Here is a 23,748-nt window from a genome sequence, read left to right as displayed (position 1 = left end):
ATATTTAAATAATAAATCAAGTCTATATTTCACAATTTTCAACTTGTATAATATATTCTCCACACTCAGAACAAACTATTATGCTAACTATGTAACTATCGTCTACTTTTTTAGCCCTACTCAATTTATTAAAAGAATTTCCTGGATAGTTTTTATCTATATCACTTATAATATATTCTCCATTTTTTGTGAAAATATAGAAATGGTATTCATAAAATCCAAAAAATTTCTGTTTTTCTTTTACTCCTGCCATACAATCTGGACAAGCTTCTTGATAATATTCTTTTATAAATTGAACATTTTCAGCTTCTGAGACTAACCTAATAGCTTCTTCAATAGAAAATCCTTTTACTTCTTTTTCCTCATCATTGAAAAATGCACTACATTTTTCTGTATCTAAAATAAATTCTTTTTCTTCACAATTAAATTTGTATTCCATTATTTTCCTCCATAATTTTATTCTATTTCACTTCTAAAATGTACCATCTCTACTAGAGCTTCTCTATATTGAGATTCTTTTATATATCCCAAATCATACATTTTTTTAAGAATAACCTTTTGTCTACTTTTTGCTGCACTGTAATTTCCATAAATTTTAGGATTATTTGTTATTCCAACTAACATTGCTGATTCAGCTAAATTCAAATCTTTTACATTCTTTCCAAAATATAATTCTGATCCTTTTGCTACTCCATAAGCATTTCTTCCAAGATATATATTATTTAAATATGCTTCTAAAATTTCTTCTTTTTTCATAACTTTATTCATTCCAATTGCATTATACATATCTTTTATTTTTCTTTTCATGGATACTTCCGAATTTGTTAAAATATTTTTTGAAAGTTGCATTTCTATAGTACTTCCACCTTGCCTAGAATCTGACAATAAATTGTGTATTGCAGACCTAATTAAAGCTTTTTTATCTACTCCATTGTGTGTATAAAATCTTTCGTCTTCAATCGATACTATTGCATTTCTTAAGTCCTTTGGCATATCTTTAATAGGAACTTCTTTTGATGTTACATATTTTTCATGAATCATTTTTTTAGTTACTTCTGGCATATCTTTTGTAACATATTTAGCATATCCAAATCCAGATATACCAACTATTGTACAAAGTATCAATATAATAGCTATAATATTTTTAGTATATGAAAAAGCTCTATCTTTCCATTCTTTTCTTCTTTTTTTATTCCTATCTCTAGATTTTTTTATTATTTCTTTATCTCTACTCTTTCTTATATCTGATTCAAATTTTATATTTTTATTAGAAGTTGATAGTGAATTTCTATTTCTATTATTAGAAATAGATTGTCTTTGTTGTTTTTTTCTTTCAGATGGGAGTATACTATAATCCTCGTCTTTTATCGAATTTTTATGTTTATTAGTATATTTTTTATTTATTAATTTTGAGTTTTCTTTATTATTAAACTTTCTTTTAAAATCATTATTTGATTTTTTTTCAAAAATAGGTTTTGATTTTGTATTTTCTCGTAACCTTTCTTCATCTCTTGAATTATTAGGTCTTTTTATCCTATTATCAGATGAGACCTTCTTTTTTCTTATCTTGTTACCATCAATATTGTTGACCATTAATCGTCCTCCTAATATCAACTAGATAGTATTCTTAGTATTTACTTATCTATCTTATCTTTTATTTCTAAAAATAATTTAGCTGTAGCCAATGTGTCACTACTTGCTCTATGAGCATCTTTATTTTCTATTCCATAATATTCGCATGCTGTAGCTAATTTTTTATTTTTTGCTTTATATGAACTAACTTTTTTTAATAATTCCATAGTACAAATATAATCATTTATTTCTTCAAGTCCCAATTTTTTTAGGTAGAAATTTAAAAATTTAATGTCAAATTTCGCATTATGTGCAATTATTTTGTTATTTCCTATATATTTTCTAAATCTAGGTAAAACATCTTCTATAGAATCTTCTTTTTTTACCATATCATTTGAGATTCCTGTTAACTCCGTTATAAATGGTGGTATATCTTCTTTAGGTTTTACAAATCTACTATAACTTCTTCCTATTTTCCCATTTTTTATTTCTGTAACACCTATTTCTATAATCTCATTTCCTTCAAATGGATTTAAACCTGTTGTTTCAAGGTCTACAACTATAAAAACTTCATCTAAAAGACTTATCTGTTCCACAATATCACCTCTTTAATAATTATAATTACATATATATAAATTTAACATATTTTTATTTTTTACTTTTTTTATATTCTATTCTTGACTAAATTTTTTGACTAAATTTTTCCATAAAATTATGTCTTACTCCATCTTCTTCCCAACCTAGTATAGAGTCAATATTTACATTTTGTGCTGATTTAAATATAGATTTTTCTACATTTTCAAAGTTATCTGAAAGAGTTGATATTAACTCTTTTATCTCATATCTTTTGTTTCCAGATTTTTTTGCTGTAACAGTACAAGCACAGTCAAGTGGCTCTAAACCAGTATATTTAATAAATCTTTTTATATATTCTTCTCTTATATAATATAGTGGTCTTATTATTTGCATATCTGTATTTTTTGAAGATTGTACTTTTGGAAGCATGGTTTTAAAATTTCCAGAACATAAAATATTCATCATTGTTGTTTCTATTACATCATCGTAATGATGCCCTAAAGCAAGTTTATTACATCCAAGTTCTTCCGCTTTATTATAAAGAGCTCCTCTTCTCATTCTTGCACACATATAACAAGGATTATCTCTAGCTATTTCATCTGTTATTTTAAAAATATTTGATTCAAAAATTTTAATATCTATATTTAGATATTCGCAAATTTCTTCAAGTTTAACTCTTATATCTGGTCTATATCCGGGATCCATTGCTAAAAAAACTATTTCAAAATCTATATTTGAATATTTTTTCAACTCTTGAAACATTTTTGCCATCAATAAACTATCTTTTCCTCCAGATATTGCAATAGCTATTTTATCACCATCGCTAATTAATTTATAATCATTCAACGCTTTTAAAAATTTAGACCATATATGTTTTTTATATCTTTTTACTATGCATCGTTCTATTTCTTCAATCGACTTTTTTTCAATAATTTTGTCATTAGACATGTAATTTCTTTTTCTCCTCTATTTCTATTTTAATAATTTTATTTATACTTTAGACTCATTTTTCTAAAGTTATATTTGAATAATCATCTAATATTGTGAGTTTCCCTTATTAGTTAGAATTCTTTATTATAATATAATACCATAAATTCAATTCTTACGTTATTACTTATAACAAATTTTAATTATTTATAAAAAGGTAGTTAAGCTTACTTAACTACCTTTTTCAACAATTAAAATTTATCTTATTACATTTGTTTCAATTGCAGCTTGTTTTACTGCTTTTGCAACATTTTTCACAACATTTTTATCAAAAGCCATAGGAAGAATATACTCTGTATTTAAATCATTTTCTGATACTGTATTTGCAATTGCATAGGCTGCTGCAACTTTCATTTCTTCATTTATATCTTTAGCTTTTGAATCTAACGCACCTCTAAATATACCTGGAAATGCTAATACATTATTTATTTGATTGGCAAAATCTGATCTTCCTGTTCCTACTATAAAAGCTCCTCCATCTTTTGCTTCATCAGGCATTATTTCTGGTGTAGGATTTGCCATAGCCATTATAATAGGTTCTTTTCCCATAGTTTTTACCATTTCTTTAGTAAGCATTCCTGGTCTTGAAACTCCTATAAAGACATCTTTCCCTTTTATAACATCTTGTAACAATCCTTTTTCTTTGTTTTTATTTGTAAGTTTTGCCATTTTTAATTGTTCTTCGTTTATTCCATCATAATCTTCTGTTATCGCACCAAATTTATCGCAAAGTATTATATTTTTTACATTCATATTTAAAAGCATTTTTGCAATTGCTATCCCAGCAGAACCAGCACCATTTATAACAACTTCGAGATCTTCTATATTTTTATATTTCATTAATTTTGCTGAATTTATAATAGCTGCTGATACAACTATAGCTGTTCCATGCTGATCATCATGAAATACGGGTATATCAAGTTCTTCTTTTAGTCTTCTTTCTATTTCAAAGCATCTAGGTGCAGATATATCTTCTAAATTTATACCACCAAATACAGGAGATATATTTTTGATTGTTTTTACTATATCATCTACATCATTAGTATCTAGACATATTGGAAATGCTTCTACTCCTGCAAATTCTTTGAACAATATTGCCTTTCCTTCCATAACAGGTATACCAGCACTTGCTCCTATATCTCCTAATCCCAAAACTGCACTTCCATCACTTACAATTGCAACCATATTTCCCTTTAATGTATATTTATATACATCTTCAGGATTTTCGTATATTTTCATACATGGTGCAGCAACCCCCGGTGTATAAGCTATAGACAAATCATCTCTATCTTTTACATCTATTTTGCTCGCCATTTGTACTTTTCCTTTATTTTTTTCATGTAACTCTAGTGCTAATGTAGAATAATCTTTTTTCATATTTTTTCTCTCTTTCATAGGTTTTATAATTTTATTTATCGATAAATATTTTTGTTTATTTTAATTCTTTATTGAATTTTTTTAAAAATTATTTTTCTTCAAACTGTTTTCTTCCACTTTCATATATATTATTCCCTTTAGAATCAATAGCAACAGTTAGCTTTAAATTTTCAACTCTTAATCTTCTTACCGCTTCTGCTCCTAAATCTTCATAAGCTATTATATCACATTCTTTTATAGCATCTGATATATATGCTCCTGCTCCACCTATTGCAGCTAAGTATACTGCTCCAAATTCTTTCATTCCTGCTATTACTTTTTCTGATCTTTTTCCTTTTCCTATCATTACTTTAAGTCCTTTTTCAAGTAATGGTATTGTTAGATCATCCATTCTATAACTTGTTGTTGGTCCTGCAGAACCTATTATTTCTCCAGGTTTAGATGGTGTTGGTCCAACATAATAAATTCCTTGACCATCTATATTAAATGGTAAGTCAATACCTTTTTCTATTGAATCTATAAATCTTTTATGTGCTGCATCTCTACCTGTATAAATAATACCGCTTAATTGTACTATTTCTCCTGCTTTCAGATTCAAAATGTCTTCTATTTCTACTATTGGTAATATTAATTTTTTCATAAATATCTTCCCCTTATATTATTACCTTTTTATGTCTAGACGCATGACAATTTATATTTACTGCAACTGGTAATCCTGCTATGTGTGTTGGAAATGTTTCTATATTTATGCCTAAAGATGTTGTACTTCCTCCAAACCCTTGAGGACCTATTCCGAGTTTATTTATTTCTGATAACAATTCTTTTTCTAATTGAGCTATTTTTTTATCTTTGTTATGTACTCCTAATTCCCTACATAGAGCATGCTTTGCTATTTCACAACATTTTTCCATAGTACCCCCTATACCAACTCCTATTATTGTTGGTGGACAAGGATTAGGTCCTGCATTTGAAACTGTTTCTATTATAAAGTTTTTTATTCCTTCTATACCATCTGATGGCTTTAACATCTTTAAAGCACTCATATTTTCACTACCAAAACCTTTTGCAGCAAATTCTATTTCTATTTTATCTCCTTTTATAAAATCATAATGTATTATAGCTGGAGTATTATCATTTGTATTTATTCTATCTATAGGTGAAACTACTGATTTTCTCAAGAAACCTTCTGTATATCCTTTAGATACTCCTTTATTTATAGCTTCTGTTAGTGTATCACCTTCTATTATTACATCTTGCCCTACATTCACAAAAAATACCGCCATTCCAGTATCTTGGCATATCGGAATATTTTTTTCTTCAGCTTTTTCAGTATTTTCTAGTAATATCTTTAAAATATCTTTTCCTATATTATTTTTTTCTATTTCTATATTTTCTTTAATACATTTTTTTATATCATCACCTAAAAATATATTAGCCTCAATACACATATTTTTTACTATATCTGTTATTAATTTTGAATCTATTTTTCTCATATTTATCCCCTTTAAGAAAACTAAAATCTTAACTAAATAAATTTTTTACTTTCTTTTTTTCTTTCTTTTTAAATTATTATTGGCTTTTCTGTTATTAGTATTGTTTTCTTTACTTTTAGACGATTTTCCTCTTTGTTTTTTCCCTCTTGTTTGGACTGATTTATTAGCATTCCTAGAACTATTTTTTCTGTTATTACTTCTTGATTTTGAAGTTTCTTTTTCTTCATAGCTCCAATCACCTTTTCTTGGTTTTATAAGACAATTTTTTCCATATCCAATTAAATCTTCTCTATTCGATTTTACAAGTGCTTCATGTACTAAATCATAATTTTTAGGATTTGAAAATTGTAGTAAAGCTCTTTGCATTGCTTTTTCATGTCTATCTTTTGGTATATATACTGGTTTCATATCTATTGGATTTAATCCTGTATAAAACATCGCTGTTGATAGTGTTCCCGGAGTTGGATAAAAATCTTGTACTTGCTCTGGTTGATAATGTGTATCTCTTAAAAATTCTGCTAATTCTATAGCATCATCTAATTCACATCCTGGATGACTAGACATTAAATATGGTATTAAATATTGCTTTAATCCCAGTTTTTCATTTATATCAAAGAATTTTTTTCTAAAATTATTATATGTTTTTCCTGCTGGTTTTTGCATATAATCTAGTACTCTTTCTGATACGTGTTCAGGTGCAACTTTTAATTGTCCACTTACATGATGTTTTATAAGTTCATTTAAAAATTTATCATTTTTTTCTGCCATTACAAAATCATATCTTATACCAGATCTTACAAATACTTTTTTTACTCCTTCTATACTCCTTACTTTTCTTAGTAAATCTATATAATCACTGTGGTCAGAATTAAGATTTTTACAAGGAGATGGATACAGACATTGTCTATTTTTACAAGTCCCGTGTTTTAATTGTTTCTTACAAGCTGGTTCTCTAAAATCAGCAGTAGGACCTCCAACATCATGTATATATCCTTTAAAATCAGGCATTTTTGTCATTTCTTTTGCTTCATTTATTATCGATTCTTTACTTCTACTTTGAATCATCCTTCCTTGATGGAATGTTATTGCACAGAAAGAACAGCTTCCAAAACAACCTCTGTTACTTACAATACTGAATTTAACTTCATTTATAGCTGGTATTCCTCCATCCTTTTTATATATAGGATGATAATCTTTTTGATATGGTAGTGCATATACTTTATCTAATTCTTCTCTAGTTAAAGGTCTTTCTGGTATATTTTGAACTAGATACTTATCTCCATGTTGTTGTACTATTATTTTACCTCTTATTGGATCTTGTTCTTCGTATTGGACTTTAAATGCTTCTGCATATTTTCTTTTATCTGAAACTGTCTCCTCATGTGAAGGAATTACTATATAATCTCCATATACCTCATCTATTGAATCTGCTAGATAACAAGTTCCGTTTATATGTCTTATGTATTTAGGGTCAAATCCATCATTTAAAGCATCAGCAACTTCAACTATTTGTTTTTCGCTCATTCCATATACTAATAAATCAGCACCACTATCTACTAATATAGAATTTCTCACTCTATCATTCCAATAATCATAATGTGAAAATCTTCTTAAACTAGCTTCTATACCACCGATTACAATTGGTATATCACCATATATTTCTCTTATTTTGTTGCAGTATACTATCACTGCTCTATCTGGTCTTTTGCCCATTTGACCTCCTGGAGAATATAAATCTTTATCTCTTCTCCTTTTACTTACTGAATAATGATTTACCATAGAATCCATATTTCCTGAATTTACTAAAAATCCTAATCTAGGTTTACCAAATTTCATAAAGTCCTCATTACTTTTCCAATTTGGTTGAGATATTATCCCAATTTTATATCCAGCATCCTCTAATACTCTAGATATTATTGCTGTACCAAAACTATGATGATCTACATATGCATCTCCTGTAACAAGTGCAAAATCTACCTCTTCCCAACCTCTTTCTACCATATCCTCTTTACATATCGGTAAAAATTTATTTTCCACTAAATCACCTCCTATTTTTTATCATTTTTTTTCTTTATTTTTACATCTGGAATTTCAATTTCTTCTACATCATCTGGATTTTCAAACCATTCTTTTTCGTTGAAAAAATCTCCTTCTGCTATTTTATTAATATCCATTTTCATATATTTTCCATGTGCTGTAGCGGCAATTTCTCCATTTTCTAATATTATTTCTCCACTACCTTCAAATAACCTTCTATTTTCACTATCTATTCTTCCTATAGCATATATTTTTGCATCTGTTGGAACTGGTTTTTTATATTTTATTTCTAAAGATACTGTTACTCCCCATACTTCTTCATTTCCTATACTAACTGCTCTACCTATAGTTTCATCTAGTATAGCTGCTGATATTCCACCATGTACTCTTCCAGGATAACTTTGATGATATTCTTTTGTATTACAAACACATAATAATTCACCTGTTTCTAATTCATAAAAATCAGATTTTAGCCCAAGATTATTTTCATTTCCACAAACTATACATTGTCTACCTATATTTTGTTTTTTCAATACTTTATATTTCAACAAACTCATCTCCAAATTCATTTTTATATTTATTTAAAATTTAATCATATGGATAGAAATACTCATAGCAATTAATATCACTCCTATTGCTCTTATAATAAATACTATAGTATATTCTAAAATTCCATCACTAAATCTCTTTTTCAGTTTAAAAATCTCTTCAGGATATACAAAAAGTAGTGCCCCTAAAATAGTCATAATAAATGGTATTATTATCATTTCTTTAAAATTCATTATACCCATTTCTCTAGAATGATACATTATAGCAGATTCAATAAATCTATATTCAAATGGAACTTTTTTATCATATTTAAAATTATATTCTAATTCTCCATTTTCTTTTGATATTGATACCGCAGATTTTAATATTTCACTATGTATTTTATCATTCATTACAAATTTTTTACCATTAAATAATTTCATAACTACTGTATTTTTATAGTCATTTGTACTTATGTATTTTGCAACTTGATTATCATTCTTTTTTAGTTGATAATCACTATTGTATCTTCCCGTTAAATATACTTCATCATCATTTAAATCATCTATAACTTTTCTTGTTTCTGTTAATTCATAAAATGTTCCATCTTCACATTTAAACCTAGATGTACTATCTTCAGTTCCTATATATCTATACATTTTATTATCTATAGAAAACGATTCATACATAATATATTCTTTACTAACAAAAAATATATTTAGCATTGTAGATATCACTACAATCATAGAAAAAACTTTTTCTTTTCCTATCCTATTCAAAATTTTTTCAAGCATTATTTCACTCTCGCTTTTATTATTATTTCTTTACAATAACAACTTTAAAATTCTATATTAAAAAATTTTACTATTTCTTCTTCCCAATAATTTATAACTAATCTTTCTGGAAAATCAGCTTTTTTTATTAGTTTTTCACAATTTTCAAAATTTCCTATTGAATAACATATGTGAGAATCTGATCCAAATATAACTCTTGCATTATATTTTTTACAGTATTCAAACATTTTTATGTAATTCTCTTCTGCACCTTTTCTAGAGCTATTTGGATTTAATGAAGAGTTGTTAACTTCTAGTAATATATTTTTCTCAGCTGCTTTTTTCACAACCATTTCATAATCTATCTCATATCTATTATCATCAGGATGACCTATTATTTTTACCTTTGGATTGTCCATTACTTTTAAAAGAGCTCTTGTATTTTCTTCTTTTGTTCCTGGTGCAATACAAGGATTATGAAGACTTGCTATTGCATAATCCAATTTTTTTGATGTGTCTTCATCTAAATCTGTTTTCCCATCAAAATTCAGAATGTTTGCTTCCATTCCTCTTAATATTTTTACATCTCCTACTATTCTAGGTATTACTTTTAGATTATGGAAGAAAAATTCATGAGGTCCACCTGGCATTTTTACTCCATGTTCTGATATTCCTAAATATTTTAAACCTACTAAATTTGCAGTATCAATATTTTCTTTAACTGTACTATATGCATGTCCTGCAAAATTAGTATGAACGTGTAAATCTATTAAAGCTTTTTTCATATCTATCCCCTCCTATTAAAGAAGGCTGCCTATTCCTACAGGAATGTAAAGCAGCCTTGTTTTTACTTCAAATGTAGTATTTCTACATATGATTTAATTTTAATTTGAAATATCTTGAGTTTATTTTAACCCTATTCAGCATCTATATTTTTGAATTTATCTTTGAATAATTCTCCAAGGCTACCTAATGAATCTTCAACTTCAAGATATTCACTTATATCTTCTTCTGGTTCTCTTTCAGCTTCAACTTTAGAAACTTTCATTCTTCTGTTTTTGTAGCTAAATTCAATTATTTTTACTTTTACTTCATCACCTTCATTAACTACATTTTGAACTTTAAGAACTCTATCTTCACTAAGTTCGCTTATTGGTAGATAAGCTTCAACAGCATCTCTTACTTTTACAAAAGCACCTTTATCAATTATTCTTAGAACTTTAACAGTTATTATATCTCCTACTGCTAATTCTTCAGAAGCTATTTTCCAAGGATCATTATTTATGTCTTTTAAAGCTAAAGCAAATTTTCTATTTTCTTCATCTATATTTAGAACATAAACTTCTACTTCTTGACCTTCTTTAACAAAATCCTCTACGTTTTCTACTCTTTCCCAAGAAAGATTGTTTTTATGAACTAATCCTTCTATTCCACCGATATCTACAAATGCTCCATACTGCATTATTTTTGTTACTTTTCCTTCTTTTTTCTGACCTACTTCTAAAGAATCAAACATAGCTTCTTTTTCTGCTTTTATTCTCGCTTTTTCTGCTTCTCTTTCTGCTTTTATTCTTGCATATCTTTCTTCTCTTTCCGCTTTTATTCTTGCGTTTCTTTCTGCTCTTTCTTTATCTAATCTTTCTTGAAGAACTTCTCTTCTAGACGCAACTGCTCTATTTCTTTTTTTATCAAGTTCTTTTATATAAACTTCTAATGTTTTTCCTACATATTCTTTAGTATCTTGAATAAATTTTGTATCAAGCTGTGATATTGGTATAAATAATTCTTGAGTTTTATATGCAGCAAATACACCTCTATCTATTGCTTTTACACCCACTAATGAAAGTATTTCATTATTTTCAAAAGCTCTTTTTAATTCAGCATAATCAGCTTCTTTATCAGCTTTTAATTTTGATATCTGAACAGTTGTATCTTTTATTCTTTTGCTTATTATTACACCTGTTATTTCATCACCTATTTTATAAACATCACTAGCATATTTACCTTTTTCTAAATTTAATTCTGATACTGGTATTATTCCTTCAAAACCTGCACAATCTTCTAATTCTAATTTTATTTCTTCTGTATCTATTGCTATTACTTTCCCAGTTATAGTACTTCCTTCTTTTATTTTTTCCATTTCTTTTGCTTGTAAATCAAGCAGCTCTTGCATATTTAATTCTTCCATCTTGAAACTTCCTTTCAATATTTTTTAATAATTGCTATTATATAATTATACCATTTTTTTATAGTATTCTCCTACTTTTAAATAGTATTTTTTATATTTATTTTTTTAGTAGTTGTCATTTATTTATCTTGCTCTATATTTAATGTTTTTTGATAGAATATATAGAAGCATATTGCTGTAGACATAATTGCCAATATATCTGCTACTGGTTCTGCTAATAATACTGCAAATAATTTATTTTCCATGAACATAGGAAGTATAAATATAAGAGGTATTAATAAAATTATTTTTCTAAGCATTGCAAGTATTAAAGATATTTTCGCTTTTCCAAGTGCTAAGAATGTCTGCTGACAAGCTATCTGCACACCAAAGAATAACATCCCTACAAAGTATATTCTCATAGCCCAACTTGTAAATTGAATCAATTCTGAATTATTATTAAATATTTTTACAAATATTGCTGGAAATGCTAGACAAGCAGATGTTGCTATTACCGTAAATGTCACACAGCTTATTAAACATAATTTAAATGATTTTTTTACTCTATCAAAATTTCTAGCACCATAATTATACGATGTTATCGGCTGTGCACCTTGTGTTATTCCTATAATTGGTAGTGTTATCATCTGCATAATACTACTCATAACAGTCATAGCAGTTACTGCTATATCTCCTCCATACATCCGCAATTTAGTATTTAACGAAATTAAAACTAAACTTTCTGTAGACTGCATTATAAATGGTGACACTCCTAATCCCATCATTTTTCCTAAAATATTTGAATTTATTCTTATATTTTTAAGTCTTATTTTTAATATTGTATTCTTACCTGAAAGGAATTTTAATACCCATATAGCAGAAACCCCTTGAGATATTATAGTGGCTAAAGCTGCACCTTTTACTCCCATGTTCAACCCAAATATAAATATAGGGTCAAGCACTATATTTAAAACAGCACCAATTGTTACAGTTATCATTCCTATTTTTGCAAATCCTTGAGTTGTTATAAATGGATTTAACCCTAATGCAATCATAACAAATATTGTTCCTGCTAAATATATTCTCATATAATCTACTGCATAAGTTATAGTATTATTACTTGCTCCAAATAACCATAAAATTTCTTCTTTATAAATTTGGAATCCAATAGTTATAACTATCGATAAAATAATTAAAGCTGCAACTGCATTACCTATTATCTTTTCAGCTCCATCATTATCTTTTTCTCCCATTTTTATTGCTGCTAATGGGCCTCCACCCATACCTATAAGTGCTGAAAATGCACTTATTAGTGTTATTATAGGAAATGAAAGTCCAACACCAGCCATTGCTACTGCTCCATTTTCCATTCTTCCTATAAACATTCTGTCAACTATATTGTATAAAACATTAACAAGTTGAGCTACTATTGCAGGTGTAGCTAGCTTGAATAATAACTTACCAACGCTACCTGTCTCCAATTCATTTTGACTACTTTTGTTTGTCATTCCATTTTCTCCTTACTACATAATATAAATTTAATTAATCAGAAAATATTTTATTATACACTAAAACAATGTACAGTATATGATAACATATTATAAAATAATATTAAAGTACGTAATCTTTTGAATTAACATAATCAAATAAAGTTATTTCTTTAATTATATTATCTTTATTTTCCAAATTAGATATTGATACTCCGAATAATCTTATCTGTTTATCTATTTTACCTATATGTTTTAATAGTTCATCTGTATAAAATCGTATTTCTTCATAATTTTTTATATATTCTTTAACACTAATACTTCTTGTTATAGTTTTAAAATCTTCAAACTTTATTTTTAAAGTTATTGTTTTTGCATATTTTTCTTCTTTCTGCATTCTATTGCACACTTCTTCACATAAATCATCTAAAATAATTACCGTTTCTGCATCATCTATAAATTTATTTTCCAATAATGTCATTTCAGCACCTATAGATTTTCTTATTCTACTAGGATTTACTTCTCTATTATCTATTCCTCTTGCAAAATTATACAGTTCAAGACCTCTATTTTTAAATATTTTTTCCAATTTATCCAAACTTGTATTTCTAAGATCATACCCATTTTTTATCCCATTATTTATTAAGTGTTTTTCTGTAACTTTCCCAACTCCAAAAAATTTTTTTACTGGCAAAGCATCTAAAAATTTTTGTGATTCTTTTTCTGTTATGACAGTTAACCCATTTGGCTTTCTATAATCTGAAGCTAATTTTGCAATAAACTTATTGTATGATACTCCCGCTGAAGCTGTTATATTTATTTCATTTTTTATATCTTCTTTAATCATTTTCGCTATAATGGTTGCACTTTTTATTCCTTTTTTATTAATTGTAACATCTAAATATGCTTCATCTAATGATAATGGTTCTACTAAATCAGTATATCTATAAAATATTTCTCTTATCTTTTCTGATTCTTTTTTATATATATAAAATCTAGGTTGCACAAATATAGCATATGGACATCTTATATATGCTTCCTTACAAGACATAGCAGAATGTATACCATATTTTCTAGCCTCATATGAACAGGTGGATACTACTCCTCTTCCTTTAGGGGAACCTCCTACTATTAAGGGTTTTCCTTTTAATTTTGGATTATCTCTTTGTTCAATAGATGCATAAAAAGCATCCATATCTATATGAATAATTTTCCTATTTTTCATAATTCTCACCTATATTATCTATAAATTTACATATTAAAATATATCATAATATTTATCTTATTAAAAGTACATCTGTTCGATATTTGATTTTTATGTTTTATTTCATTGAAATCGAATTATTTATAATTATAAAAGCAAACACAAATATAGACTTTAATATAAAAAAGAGCCTCTTAAAGAGACTCTTTTATTAATCTATTTTTATATATAATATAAATTCTGTGATGCAAATTCTGGATCACAAGTTACATCTATACCTATTTTTTTAAGCGTTTGCTCATCATCTTTAGTCATCATAACTGTTGAATGGGCCTGGCATCCTTTTAGTTCAGAAAGTTTTTCAAGAGCATATGATGCACTTGGATTTGTTACTGCACAAATACTTAATGCTTCTAAAACTTCTTGACAACTAAGAGCATTGTTTTTACTTGATAATATTTTTGATTTTAATTCTACTATTGGATCTAGTATTGTTCTTGATATTAAATGCATTTCATCAGGTATATTTCCTAATGATTTTATTGCATTAAGTATTAATGCTGCTGATGCATTCATAAGTTCTGACCCTTTTCCTGTAAGAATTGTACCATCTTCTAGTTCTATAGCCATAACTGGACACATATCATTTTTATCATCTGATTTTTCTTTTAATACTCTACTATATTCTCTAGCAGGATTTACAACTTTTCTATCTTCTGGTTTTAAATCTAATTCTTCCATTATAAATTTCATTCTCTGTAAAGCAGCTTTATCTACTTGTCCTTTTTTATAATCACAAGCAGTATTGAAATATCTTCTTATTATTTCTTCTATAGATGCTTCTCTTACTACTTCATCATCTACTATTCCGAATCCTACTCTATTAACACCCATGTCTGTTGGTGATTGGAACATAGATTCTTTTCCTGTTATTTTTTCTATTATTTTTTTTAATACTGGGAATAACTCTAAATCTCTGTTATAGTTTACAGACATTTCTCCATATTTTTCAAGATGGAATGAATCTATCATATTAACATCTTTTAAATCTACAGTTGCAGCTTCATATGCTATATTTAACGGGTGTTTTAGTGGAACATTCCAAACAGGGAAAGTTTCAAATTTTGAATATCCGACTTCATTTCCTCTTTTATTTTCATGATATAACTGACTTAAACAAGTACCTAGTTTTCCACTATTTGGACCTGGTGCTGTCATAACAACTATTGGCTTTGTAGTTTCTATATATGGATTAGCACCAAATCCTTCTTCGCTTACTATTGTATCAACATCTGAAGGATACCCTTTTGTAGGTGCATGTTTATAAACTTTAATTCCTCTTTTTTCTAATTTATTTATAAATACTGTTGTAGCTGGCTGTCCTTCGTATCTTGTTATTACAACGCTATTTACATCTAAATCATATGATCTTAAATCATCTATTAATCGAAGAACTTCCATATCATAAGTTGTACCAAAGTCTCCTCTTACTTTATTTCTTTCTATATCTCCAGCATAAACACATATAACTACTTCTACTGATTCTTTCATATAGCTTAAAACTTTTATTTTTGCATTTTCATCAAATCCTGGAAGAACTCTTTTTGCATGTAAATCTGCAATTAATTTTCCTCCAAATTCAAGATATAATTTGTCAAAATTATTAACTCTCTCTAATATATATTTAGATTGTTCTTTTAAATATTTCTCATGGTCAAATCCTATTTTCATTTAAAGCACCCCTATCTTTTCAGTTAGATTTTTAGTTCGTACATTTCTACTCAAGTTTATATTATACAATTTAAAAATTTACATTTCAATAATCATTTGTTATTTATAAATACTTTACATATATAATATAGCTTTTTCATAGTCTTCGGATATTGTTTTCTATCTTATTATTATAATATTTTTCTATAATATTTTTTTATCTAATAATTTTATTTTTATTTTTTTCAAATACTTTTAACTTAGTAAAATAACTTATTTATTTGTTTATTTTACTATTAATTTTATAAAAAAAGTATTCTACAATTAGTAAAATACTTTTTAAAATTTTAATTTAATTTTATAAATTTCTTTCTAAGTCAAGTTTTTCATATTCTGAAAGCATTTCATTTGAAAGAACAGTTTTTATTTTAGATTGCGAATTCTTTTTGTCAAATGGAGTTTTTGCTTTTGTCATAGATACAAATTTACCAGCTCCATTTATACAACCACCTTCGCACATCATTCCTTCTATAAAATTGCCACTATATTTATTTACTTTTGAAAGAGTTAACACTTTTTTTGCTTCTTTTCCACCTGAAACTTTTACTGGTTTAAAATCTACATTTACACCTTTATCTGCAATATAATTTTCAATAGCTTTTGTTAAACCACCTGAAGCACCAAATCCTCTTCCAAATATAGATGCTCCATCTTTTTCTTCATTTTGACATTTAGCTAACTCTATTCCAAATCCTTCAAATAATGCCATCATTTCTTCAAAAGTAAGAACATAATCTATTGCACCTTTAACATCTTTTCTTACAGCTTCCCGTTTTTTTGCTGTACAAGGTCCTATAAATACAACTACACTTTCTGGGTCAATATTTTTAATATATCTTCCAGTTGCAATCATAGGAGAAACGGTATGTGATATTTTATCAGACATTTCTGGGAACATAGTTTCAATATATGATAGAAATCCTGGACAACATGAATTTGTCATCATATTATCTCCATCTTCCATTCTTTCTATAAATTCATTCGCTTCATGTACTGTAACAGCATCTGCTCCACAAGCAGCTTCATACATTTCTTTAAAACCTAATGTTTTTATAGCATTTCTTATTTGCCCATATGTTATTATATTTGGCACTTGTCCTGTTATAGCAGGTGCAACTATTGCATAAATATTTTTTTCTTTTTTTTCTAATAATCTAGCTACTGGTGCTATTAAACTTCTATCTGATATAGCTCCAAATGGACAGGCAGACATACATGCACCACAACTTACACATTTTTCTTCATGTATAGTTGCTTTTGATGTTTCTTTATCTATATCTAAAGCTCCAGTTGGACAGACTGATTTACAAGGTCTAATCATTTCTGATATAGCATCATATTGACATGCTTTTTTACATGCTCCACACGCTCTACATTTATCTTGATCTATATATGCTCTTCCATTTATATAAGATATAGCATCAAATTTACAAGCTTCTTTACATCTATGTGCAAGACATCCTCTACAAAGATCTGTAACAGTAAAATCATTTATTGGACAACTGTCACATGCAGCTTCTAATACATATATTATTTGCTCATCATTTTTTATATTTATATTTTCTACATTTACTTTCTTATTCTCACCACTAGGGTTTAAATCTAAAGCAATTCTAGCTCTTTCTGCAATAACTTCTCTTTCCTTATATACACAACATCTATATCTTGCTTTATCACCTTTTATTATCTTGTGAGGTATTTTATCCAATTCCTTTTTTTTAACATTATTTTCTCTTGCTAATTTTACTACTTCTACTAATACTTCATGTTTAAGTTGTTTTAACTGAGTCTCAAATTGAAGCACTGTTATTCACCTCTTTTACTTAATCATAATAATAAATTTCAATATAATAATATATCTAAAATATTTTTTTGTCAAAATATTAAAAATTTTTAATAAAAAAGTATATTTTTTCTATATTTTTTTAAGTTAATTGACTATATTTTCCCCTATCATATAATAATAGATTAAGAAAATGGAATTAAATTTATAAATTATAAGTTTTAAATATAAATTCTTACAAATTTAAATCTCTTGTTAAATATTCATACAATAAAAAAGAATATCCTTTTGGATATCCTTTTTTATATTTTTTATTATTTTATTTCTTTTGCATCATCCATAACTTCTTTTATACCTTTAAATGTTCCAAGTAGACCAACTACATCAGATGGAAGAACTAATTTTGCAGAATCGCTTTGACCTAATTTTTCTAATGCTTCCATAGATTTTAATGCTAGCATATTTTCATCTATATTTGCTTCTTTCATAGCTTTAAATACAAGTGCTAAACCTTCTGCTGTTGCTTCTTGGCTTCTTCTTATCATTTCTGCTTCACCTGTAGCTTTTGCTATAGCTGTCTCTTTTATCGCTTCTGCTTCACCTTCTGCTACTAATATTGCTGATTGTTTTTTACCTTCTGCCTCTCTAATCATAGCTTCTTTTTTAGCTTCTGCTCTAAGTATTGCTGATTGTTTTTCTCCTTCTGCTTGAAGTATAGATGCAGATTTATTTCCTTCTGCTTGAAGTATTGCCTCTCTTCTTTCACGTTCAGCTCTCATCTGTTTTTCCATAGCAACTTGTATATCTTGAGGTGGCATTATGTTTTTAAGCTCTACTCTATTTACTTTTATTCCCCATTTATCAGTTGCTTCATCTAGAATTGTTCTCATTTTTGCATTTATTATATCTCTAGATGTAAGTGTTTCATCTAAATCTAATTCACCTATTATATTTCTTAATGTTGTGGCTGTTAAATTTTCTATTGCTGAAATAGGATTTGCTATTTCAAATACATATTTAACAGGATCTGTTACTTTATAATAAACTACTGTATCTATCTGCATAGTTACATTATCTTTTGTTATAACAGGCTGTGGTGGGAAATCTACAACTAGTTCTCTAAGATCTATAATATATGCCATTTTATCTATAAATGGTACTAAAAAATGTACTCCTGTCTTTGCTTCTTTTTTAAATTTACCAAGTCTCATAATTATACCGACTTTTGATTGTTTTATAACTTTTACACAAGATAATGCTATAAACACTACTACTAATATAAGTACTATGTTTAAAATTGTTTTTACTACTGTTAACATAATAAACCTCCTTGTATTTAAATAGTTTTTATTTTAAAACCAAATTTTTATTTAATATTTCAAATTTGATTTTTTTAATAAATTTAAATTTACTTATATATTACTTCTTTGTACTACTAATTTAACTCCGTCTATTTTTAAAACTTTAACTTTTTCTCCTTTTTTAATTACAATATCATCTTCTGATACAGCTGTCCATCTTTCTCCTTCTAAATTTACTATACCATATTTTATATTTGATACTTCTTCTTCTACTATCCCATATTTACCTATAAGGGCATCTATATTTGTATTAGATACATATTCTTCATCTTTTTTCACTAATTTTTTTGTTACTATGAATAACATTAAACTAGAACTCACTCCAAATATTAATAATTGTAATGGTATACTCTCTATGTATGTTGTTAAAAACATAGTCAATAATGCTCCAATACTAAACCATATCAGCGTTAACCCTGCTGTAAACAACTCTCCTATACCAAATATTACTGCTATTGCTAGCCATAATAACTTTATGTTTATTCCTAATATCATATATAACCCTCCTCTCTTATTTAATTCATTTTTTTTATTATATTACATAATTTATATTAAATGTTTACAAAAAAGTATCAAATTTTTCAAAATTTTTAAATATTATTATTTGAATTTATCTTTATTTTATATCTTATTATTTTATTTATTTTTATATTTATTTCTAGTATTCTTTATTTTCAAATTTTTTCATTATATACGGAATCTTATCTATAATATCTGTTGCATTTACTGTATATTTATCTTTAGCAATTATATCCCCTGTATATCCATGTAAATATGCTCCCACTACAGCTGAATCAAATAAAGATATTCCTTGTCCAACAAGTGAAGTTATAATTCCTGTAAGACAATCTCCCATTCCACCATTTGCCATAGCACTATTTCCAGTACTATTTATATATGTTGTATATCCATCAGTTATAACAGTTCTATTTCCTTTTAATAATATTATTGATTTTAAACTTCTAGCTGCTTCTTTTGCTGCATCTATTCTATTGTTATTTATATATTCAATAGAATACCCTGTTATTCTAGCTAATTCAACTGGATGTGGCGTTATAAGTTTTTCAATATTTTTGTTTTTTAAAATTTCTTTATTATTTTTTAAGCAATTTATTCCATCTGCATCTATAATAACAGGACAATTAGCATTATTTAATATATACTCTACTATATTTAATGTTTTACTATTATCGCCCATTCCAGGACCAATTCCTATTGCATTACTATTTTTTATTAATTTATCTATTCTTTCTTTTTCTGAATAATTAACTGTCATAGCTTCTGTTAAAACAGTACACAATTTTTCTTGCACATCAAAATCACTAATTAATGTAACAAGACCACTTCCTGTTTTAACAGCTGATTCTGTAGCTATTTTAGCCGCCCCATAAAATCCTTTACTTCCAGCGATTATACTAACTTTTCCAAAACTTCCTTTATGAGCATTTCTTTCTTTAGGTCTTATATATTTATAAATTTCATTTTTATCAACTATATATTCACCATTGTGAAATTTATTTTTAATAAACTCTGGTACACCAATTTCTTCAATAACAACCTCTCCTGTATAACTATCTGCTATATATTCTAAAAATCCTCTTTTAAAAAATTCAAAACTTATCGTTCTATCTGCTTTTACAGATATTCCTTTTACTTTTCCATTATCACTATCAAGTCCTGATGGTACATCTATAGAATATATTTTTTTTGCAAATTTATTCATACATTCTATTATACTGTAAAATACACCTACTATATCTCTTTTTAATCCTGTTCCAAAAATAGCATCTACACAAGAATCTGTTTTTTCTAGTGAATGTATAAGTAATTCTTTATTATCTTCATTCAAAAATACTGGTTTTAATCCCATATTTTCTAAAATTTTTAAATTAATTGAGGAACATTCTGTCAATTTTTCTTTTTTCCCAACTAAAAAAATATCTACTTTTTTCCCTAATATAGATAGTTTTCTAGCTATTCCTAAACCATCTCCTCCATTATTTCCAGTTCCACATACTATAGTATATGAATAATTTTTTTCTGTATCTAGATTTTTCATAGCTGCATTTACAGCATTTTCCATCATTACAATTAATGGAATTTCAAGTTCATTTACACAAGCTTCATCTATATTTTTAGTAAGATTAGAAGTTCCTACTAACATTATAAACACCTTCCTTTTAAAATTTTTAAGTTATTTTTAAAATAAATATTTTTTATAATAAATAATTATTTTTACAATACTTTAATTTTTTTATTTTATTAAAATTTTTATAAATATTAGTCTGTCATTTTAACGTGTTCAGTTCGACACTATTGTATATATATTCTAAGTCCATAATTTTACTTTTACTTATTATTTCGTATTCAAATACATTATAATCACCTGACTTTCTATAGATATATAATAACATATTTTATTAAAAAATTTATTTAAAATAAAAGTATATCCCTCACGATGAATAGTCACTAAAGTTTATACTCTTCAGAACTTACCTAATGATTATAGATCTGATTATAGATTTTTAGTACTTAAGATTTAAACTTATATGCTCTGCTATTTTAAAGTATTCTTTATTTTTTAATAATATCAAATTTAATTAATTTTTAGAAAATTTTATTTTTTTTATTGACATTTCAAAATTACTTAGTTAGAATAATAGACATAGCAAAAATAAATTTTTTAACGATTATAAATTTTAAGATAAGGAGAGTATATGTTATGAAAACTTTAGTAAATAAACAAAGACGATTTTATTATAGCCACTATTAGATCGGTTTGTATCGATTCAAAACGAATAGGTACAGGCCGTTAGGATTTTACGACTGTATCTATGATGGCTTAAGTTTTGAATTGTTTATTTTGTAAAGTTTTTATAAAATATCTCAGCCACATAGATAAATGCTATGTGGCTTTTTTATTATCAAAAATATAATGGCCACATAGGTAAATTCTATGTGGCTTTTATTTTACAAATTTATGAATTTATCTTAAAACAAAAGGAGTGTTTATTTTATGATTTCAGTAATTACACAAAGTTTAATTTTAGCTATTATGGCTATTGGGGTATACATTACCTTTAAAATATTAGATTTTCCAGATATGACAGCTGATGGAAGTTACACTATGGGAGCTGCTATTTCTGCATCATCTTTAGTTTGGGGATTAAATCCAATAGTAGGTATTTTATTATCTATAGTTGGTGGTGCTATTGCAGGTATGATAACAGGGCTGCTTCATATAAAATTTAAAATATCTAATTTACTTTCTGGTATTCTTACAATGGGTATGCTTTACTCTATAAATCTTAGAATAATGGGAAAATCAAATATACCTTTATTCACATATCCAAACTTATTTAAAGGAAACATACCACCAATATTAATTGCATTTATATTTGTAATTCTAGTAAAAATACTACTTGATTTATTTTTAAAAACAGGTATTGGATACACTTTAAAAGGCGTTGGAGATAATGAGCAAATGATCAAATCTCTTGGTATAAATATAGGAAATATAAAAATTTTAGGACTTATGATATCAAATTCTTTAATAGCACTATCAGGAGCTTTAATGGCTCAATTCCAAGGATTTGCAGATATAACAATGGGAATAGGTACTTTAGTTTTAGGAATAGCATCTATTATTATTGGACTTACTATATTTAAAAAAGTTCATATTATAAAAAATACTACTGCTATCCTTGTTGGAGCTTTTATATATCAATTTACTATCTACTTTGCTTTGAATTTAGGAATGCTATCTACAGATTTAAAACTTATAAGTTCTCTTGTAATAGTTGGTTTCTTAGCAGTTAGTAATTTAAAATTAAAGAAAAATTCGTAATTTTTATCTATATTTCAATATAATTTAAAAGGAGTGATTTAAAATGCTACAATTAAAAAAAATAACTAAAACTTTTACAAATCCATGCGGTGATGACAATACTGTCTTAAATAAATTTTCAATAGATATCCCAGATGGCGAATTTGTTTGTATTGTTGGAAGCAATGGTACAGGAAAGTCAACTTTATTAAATATAATTTCTGGTTTATTAAAAGAAACATCTGGACAAATTTTATTAGACGGAACAGATATAAGTAATTTACCTGAGCATAAAAAAACTCAAGTTATCAGTAGAGTTTTTCAAAATCCAAGTTTAGGTACTTGCCCATCTATGACTGTAAGAGAAAATCTTTCTCTAGCTTTAAATAAAGGTAAATTATTAAACTTAAAAAAATGTATAAGACATACTGATGAAGATTTAGAAAATTTATTAGATGGCATTTCTCTTGATTTAAAAAAATTTTTAAATACTCAAGTAGGATTTTTATCTGGTGGACAAAGACAATCTCTATCTCTTATAATGTCTTGTCTTGCTAATCCAAAAGTTTTATTATTGGATGAACATACTGCTGCTTTAGATCCTAAAACATCTAATGAAGTAATCGCTTTAACAGATAAAATAGTAAGAGAAAAAAATATAACTACTCTTATGGTTACTCATAATTTAAAACATGCTATAGAATACGGTGACCGCCTTGTAATGCTTCATAAAGGAGAAATTGTAATGGATATAAATGGCGAAAAGAAAAAAGAAATGACTGTAGAAGATATACTAGAAAAATTCGA

The 23,748-nt window shown here is 26.8% G+C and carries 21 protein-coding genes; 2 read left to right on the top strand and 19 right to left on the bottom strand.

Features of this window, described 5'->3' with window-relative positions:
- Nucleotides 1-22: 22 nt before the first annotated feature.
- The 19 genes from Q1J78_RS02205 to Q1J78_RS02115 form a co-directional block, all read right to left on the bottom strand.
- Nucleotides 23-439, bottom strand: coding sequence for a DUF3785 family protein (locus Q1J78_RS02205; RefSeq protein WP_300279530.1), 417 nt, complete (start codon nt 437-439; stop codon nt 23-25).
- Between the two features lie 17 nt (nt 440-456).
- Nucleotides 457-1,593, bottom strand: coding sequence for a biosynthetic peptidoglycan transglycosylase (locus Q1J78_RS02200; protein ID WP_300279527.1), 1,137 nt, complete (start codon nt 1,591-1,593; stop codon nt 457-459).
- A 41-nt stretch (nt 1,594-1,634) separates the two neighbouring features.
- On the bottom strand, nt 1,635-2,168 hold the full coding sequence (locus Q1J78_RS02195) for a 3'-5' exonuclease (RefSeq protein ID WP_300279522.1): 534 nt from the start codon (nt 2,166-2,168) through the stop codon (nt 1,635-1,637).
- A gap of 85 nt (nt 2,169-2,253) precedes the next feature.
- Nucleotides 2,254-3,096: a tRNA 2-thiocytidine biosynthesis TtcA family protein gene (locus Q1J78_RS02190; protein WP_300279519.1), complete on the bottom strand. Its 843-nt coding sequence runs from the start codon at nt 3,094-3,096 to the stop codon at nt 2,254-2,256.
- Nucleotides 3,097-3,333: 237 nt separating this feature from the next.
- On the bottom strand, nt 3,334-4,512 hold the full coding sequence (locus tag Q1J78_RS02185; RefSeq protein ID WP_300279516.1) for an NAD(P)-dependent malic enzyme: 1,179 nt from the start codon (nt 4,510-4,512) through the stop codon (nt 3,334-3,336).
- 88 nt (nt 4,513-4,600) lie between these two features.
- Complete coding sequence (locus tag Q1J78_RS02180; RefSeq protein ID WP_300279513.1) at nt 4,601-5,152, bottom strand: Fe-S-containing hydro-lyase; 552 nt, start codon at nt 5,150-5,152, stop codon at nt 4,601-4,603.
- A gap of 13 nt (nt 5,153-5,165) precedes the next feature.
- The gene (locus Q1J78_RS02175) at nt 5,166-6,005 is read right to left on the bottom strand and encodes a fumarate hydratase (protein WP_300279510.1); all 840 of its coding nucleotides are present in this window, start codon (nt 6,003-6,005) and stop codon (nt 5,166-5,168) included.
- Between the two features lie 45 nt (nt 6,006-6,050).
- The gene (locus tag Q1J78_RS02170) at nt 6,051-8,042 is read right to left on the bottom strand and encodes a YgiQ family radical SAM protein (RefSeq protein ID WP_300279507.1); all 1,992 of its coding nucleotides are present in this window, start codon (nt 8,040-8,042) and stop codon (nt 6,051-6,053) included.
- A gap of 11 nt (nt 8,043-8,053) precedes the next feature.
- On the bottom strand, nt 8,054-8,599 hold the full coding sequence (locus tag Q1J78_RS02165; RefSeq protein WP_300279504.1) for a PaaI family thioesterase: 546 nt from the start codon (nt 8,597-8,599) through the stop codon (nt 8,054-8,056).
- Nucleotides 8,600-8,623: 24 nt separating this feature from the next.
- Nucleotides 8,624-9,364, bottom strand: coding sequence for a hypothetical protein (locus Q1J78_RS02160; protein ID WP_300279501.1), 741 nt, complete (start codon nt 9,362-9,364; stop codon nt 8,624-8,626).
- Nucleotides 9,365-9,408: 44 nt separating this feature from the next.
- Nucleotides 9,409-10,128: a phosphatase gene (locus Q1J78_RS02155; RefSeq protein ID WP_300279498.1), complete on the bottom strand. Its 720-nt coding sequence runs from the start codon at nt 10,126-10,128 to the stop codon at nt 9,409-9,411.
- Nucleotides 10,129-10,259: 131 nt separating this feature from the next.
- Nucleotides 10,260-11,531 (bottom strand): 30S ribosomal protein S1, encoded by a 1,272-nt coding sequence (locus Q1J78_RS02150; RefSeq protein ID WP_300279495.1) that lies wholly within the window; start codon nt 11,529-11,531, stop codon nt 10,260-10,262.
- 119 nt (nt 11,532-11,650) lie between these two features.
- A complete protein-coding gene (locus Q1J78_RS02145) occupies nt 11,651-13,018 on the bottom strand; it encodes an MATE family efflux transporter (RefSeq protein WP_300279492.1) in 1,368 nt (455 codons plus the stop codon).
- A 103-nt stretch (nt 13,019-13,121) separates the two neighbouring features.
- Entirely contained in the window at nt 13,122-14,222 is a 1,101-nt protein-coding gene (gene dinB / locus Q1J78_RS02140) for a DNA polymerase IV (protein WP_330683183.1), read from the bottom strand.
- Nucleotides 14,223-14,423: 201 nt separating this feature from the next.
- Complete coding sequence (locus Q1J78_RS02135) at nt 14,424-15,932, bottom strand: DUF1846 domain-containing protein (RefSeq protein ID WP_300279489.1); 1,509 nt, start codon at nt 15,930-15,932, stop codon at nt 14,424-14,426.
- Nucleotides 15,933-16,269: 337 nt separating this feature from the next.
- A complete protein-coding gene (locus tag Q1J78_RS02130; protein ID WP_300279486.1) occupies nt 16,270-17,775 on the bottom strand; it encodes a 4Fe-4S dicluster domain-containing protein in 1,506 nt (501 codons plus the stop codon).
- 293 nt (nt 17,776-18,068) lie between these two features.
- Complete coding sequence (locus Q1J78_RS02125) at nt 18,069-19,073, bottom strand: SPFH domain-containing protein (protein WP_300279483.1); 1,005 nt, start codon at nt 19,071-19,073, stop codon at nt 18,069-18,071.
- A 93-nt stretch (nt 19,074-19,166) separates the two neighbouring features.
- Nucleotides 19,167-19,610 carry an NfeD family protein gene (locus Q1J78_RS02120; protein WP_300279480.1) on the bottom strand — a complete coding sequence of 148 codons (444 nt, stop codon included), beginning with the start codon at nt 19,608-19,610 and terminating at the stop codon, nt 19,167-19,169.
- Nucleotides 19,611-19,773: 163 nt separating this feature from the next.
- Nucleotides 19,774-21,279 carry an NAD(P)H-hydrate dehydratase gene (locus tag Q1J78_RS02115; protein ID WP_300279477.1) on the bottom strand — a complete coding sequence of 502 codons (1,506 nt, stop codon included), beginning with the start codon at nt 21,277-21,279 and terminating at the stop codon, nt 19,774-19,776.
- An 852-nt stretch (nt 21,280-22,131) separates the two neighbouring features.
- Here Q1J78_RS02115 and Q1J78_RS02110 point away from each other — a divergent pair.
- Nucleotides 22,132-22,962, top strand: a complete 831-nt coding sequence (locus Q1J78_RS02110; RefSeq protein ID WP_300279474.1) for an ABC transporter permease — start codon at nt 22,132-22,134, stop codon at nt 22,960-22,962.
- 43 nt (nt 22,963-23,005) lie between these two features.
- Nucleotides 23,006-23,748, top strand: a 743-nt coding sequence (locus Q1J78_RS02105) for an ABC transporter ATP-binding protein (RefSeq protein ID WP_300279471.1), incomplete at its 3' end; no start/stop codon positions are given.

Origin of the sequence: Peptacetobacter sp. (genome assembly GCF_029264495.1) — a bacterium.
Lineage (GTDB): Bacteria > Bacillota > Clostridia > Peptostreptococcales > Peptostreptococcaceae > Peptacetobacter.
The sequence above is the reverse complement of the archived record's forward strand: the minus strand, read 5'-3'. Positions and strand labels throughout refer to the sequence as shown.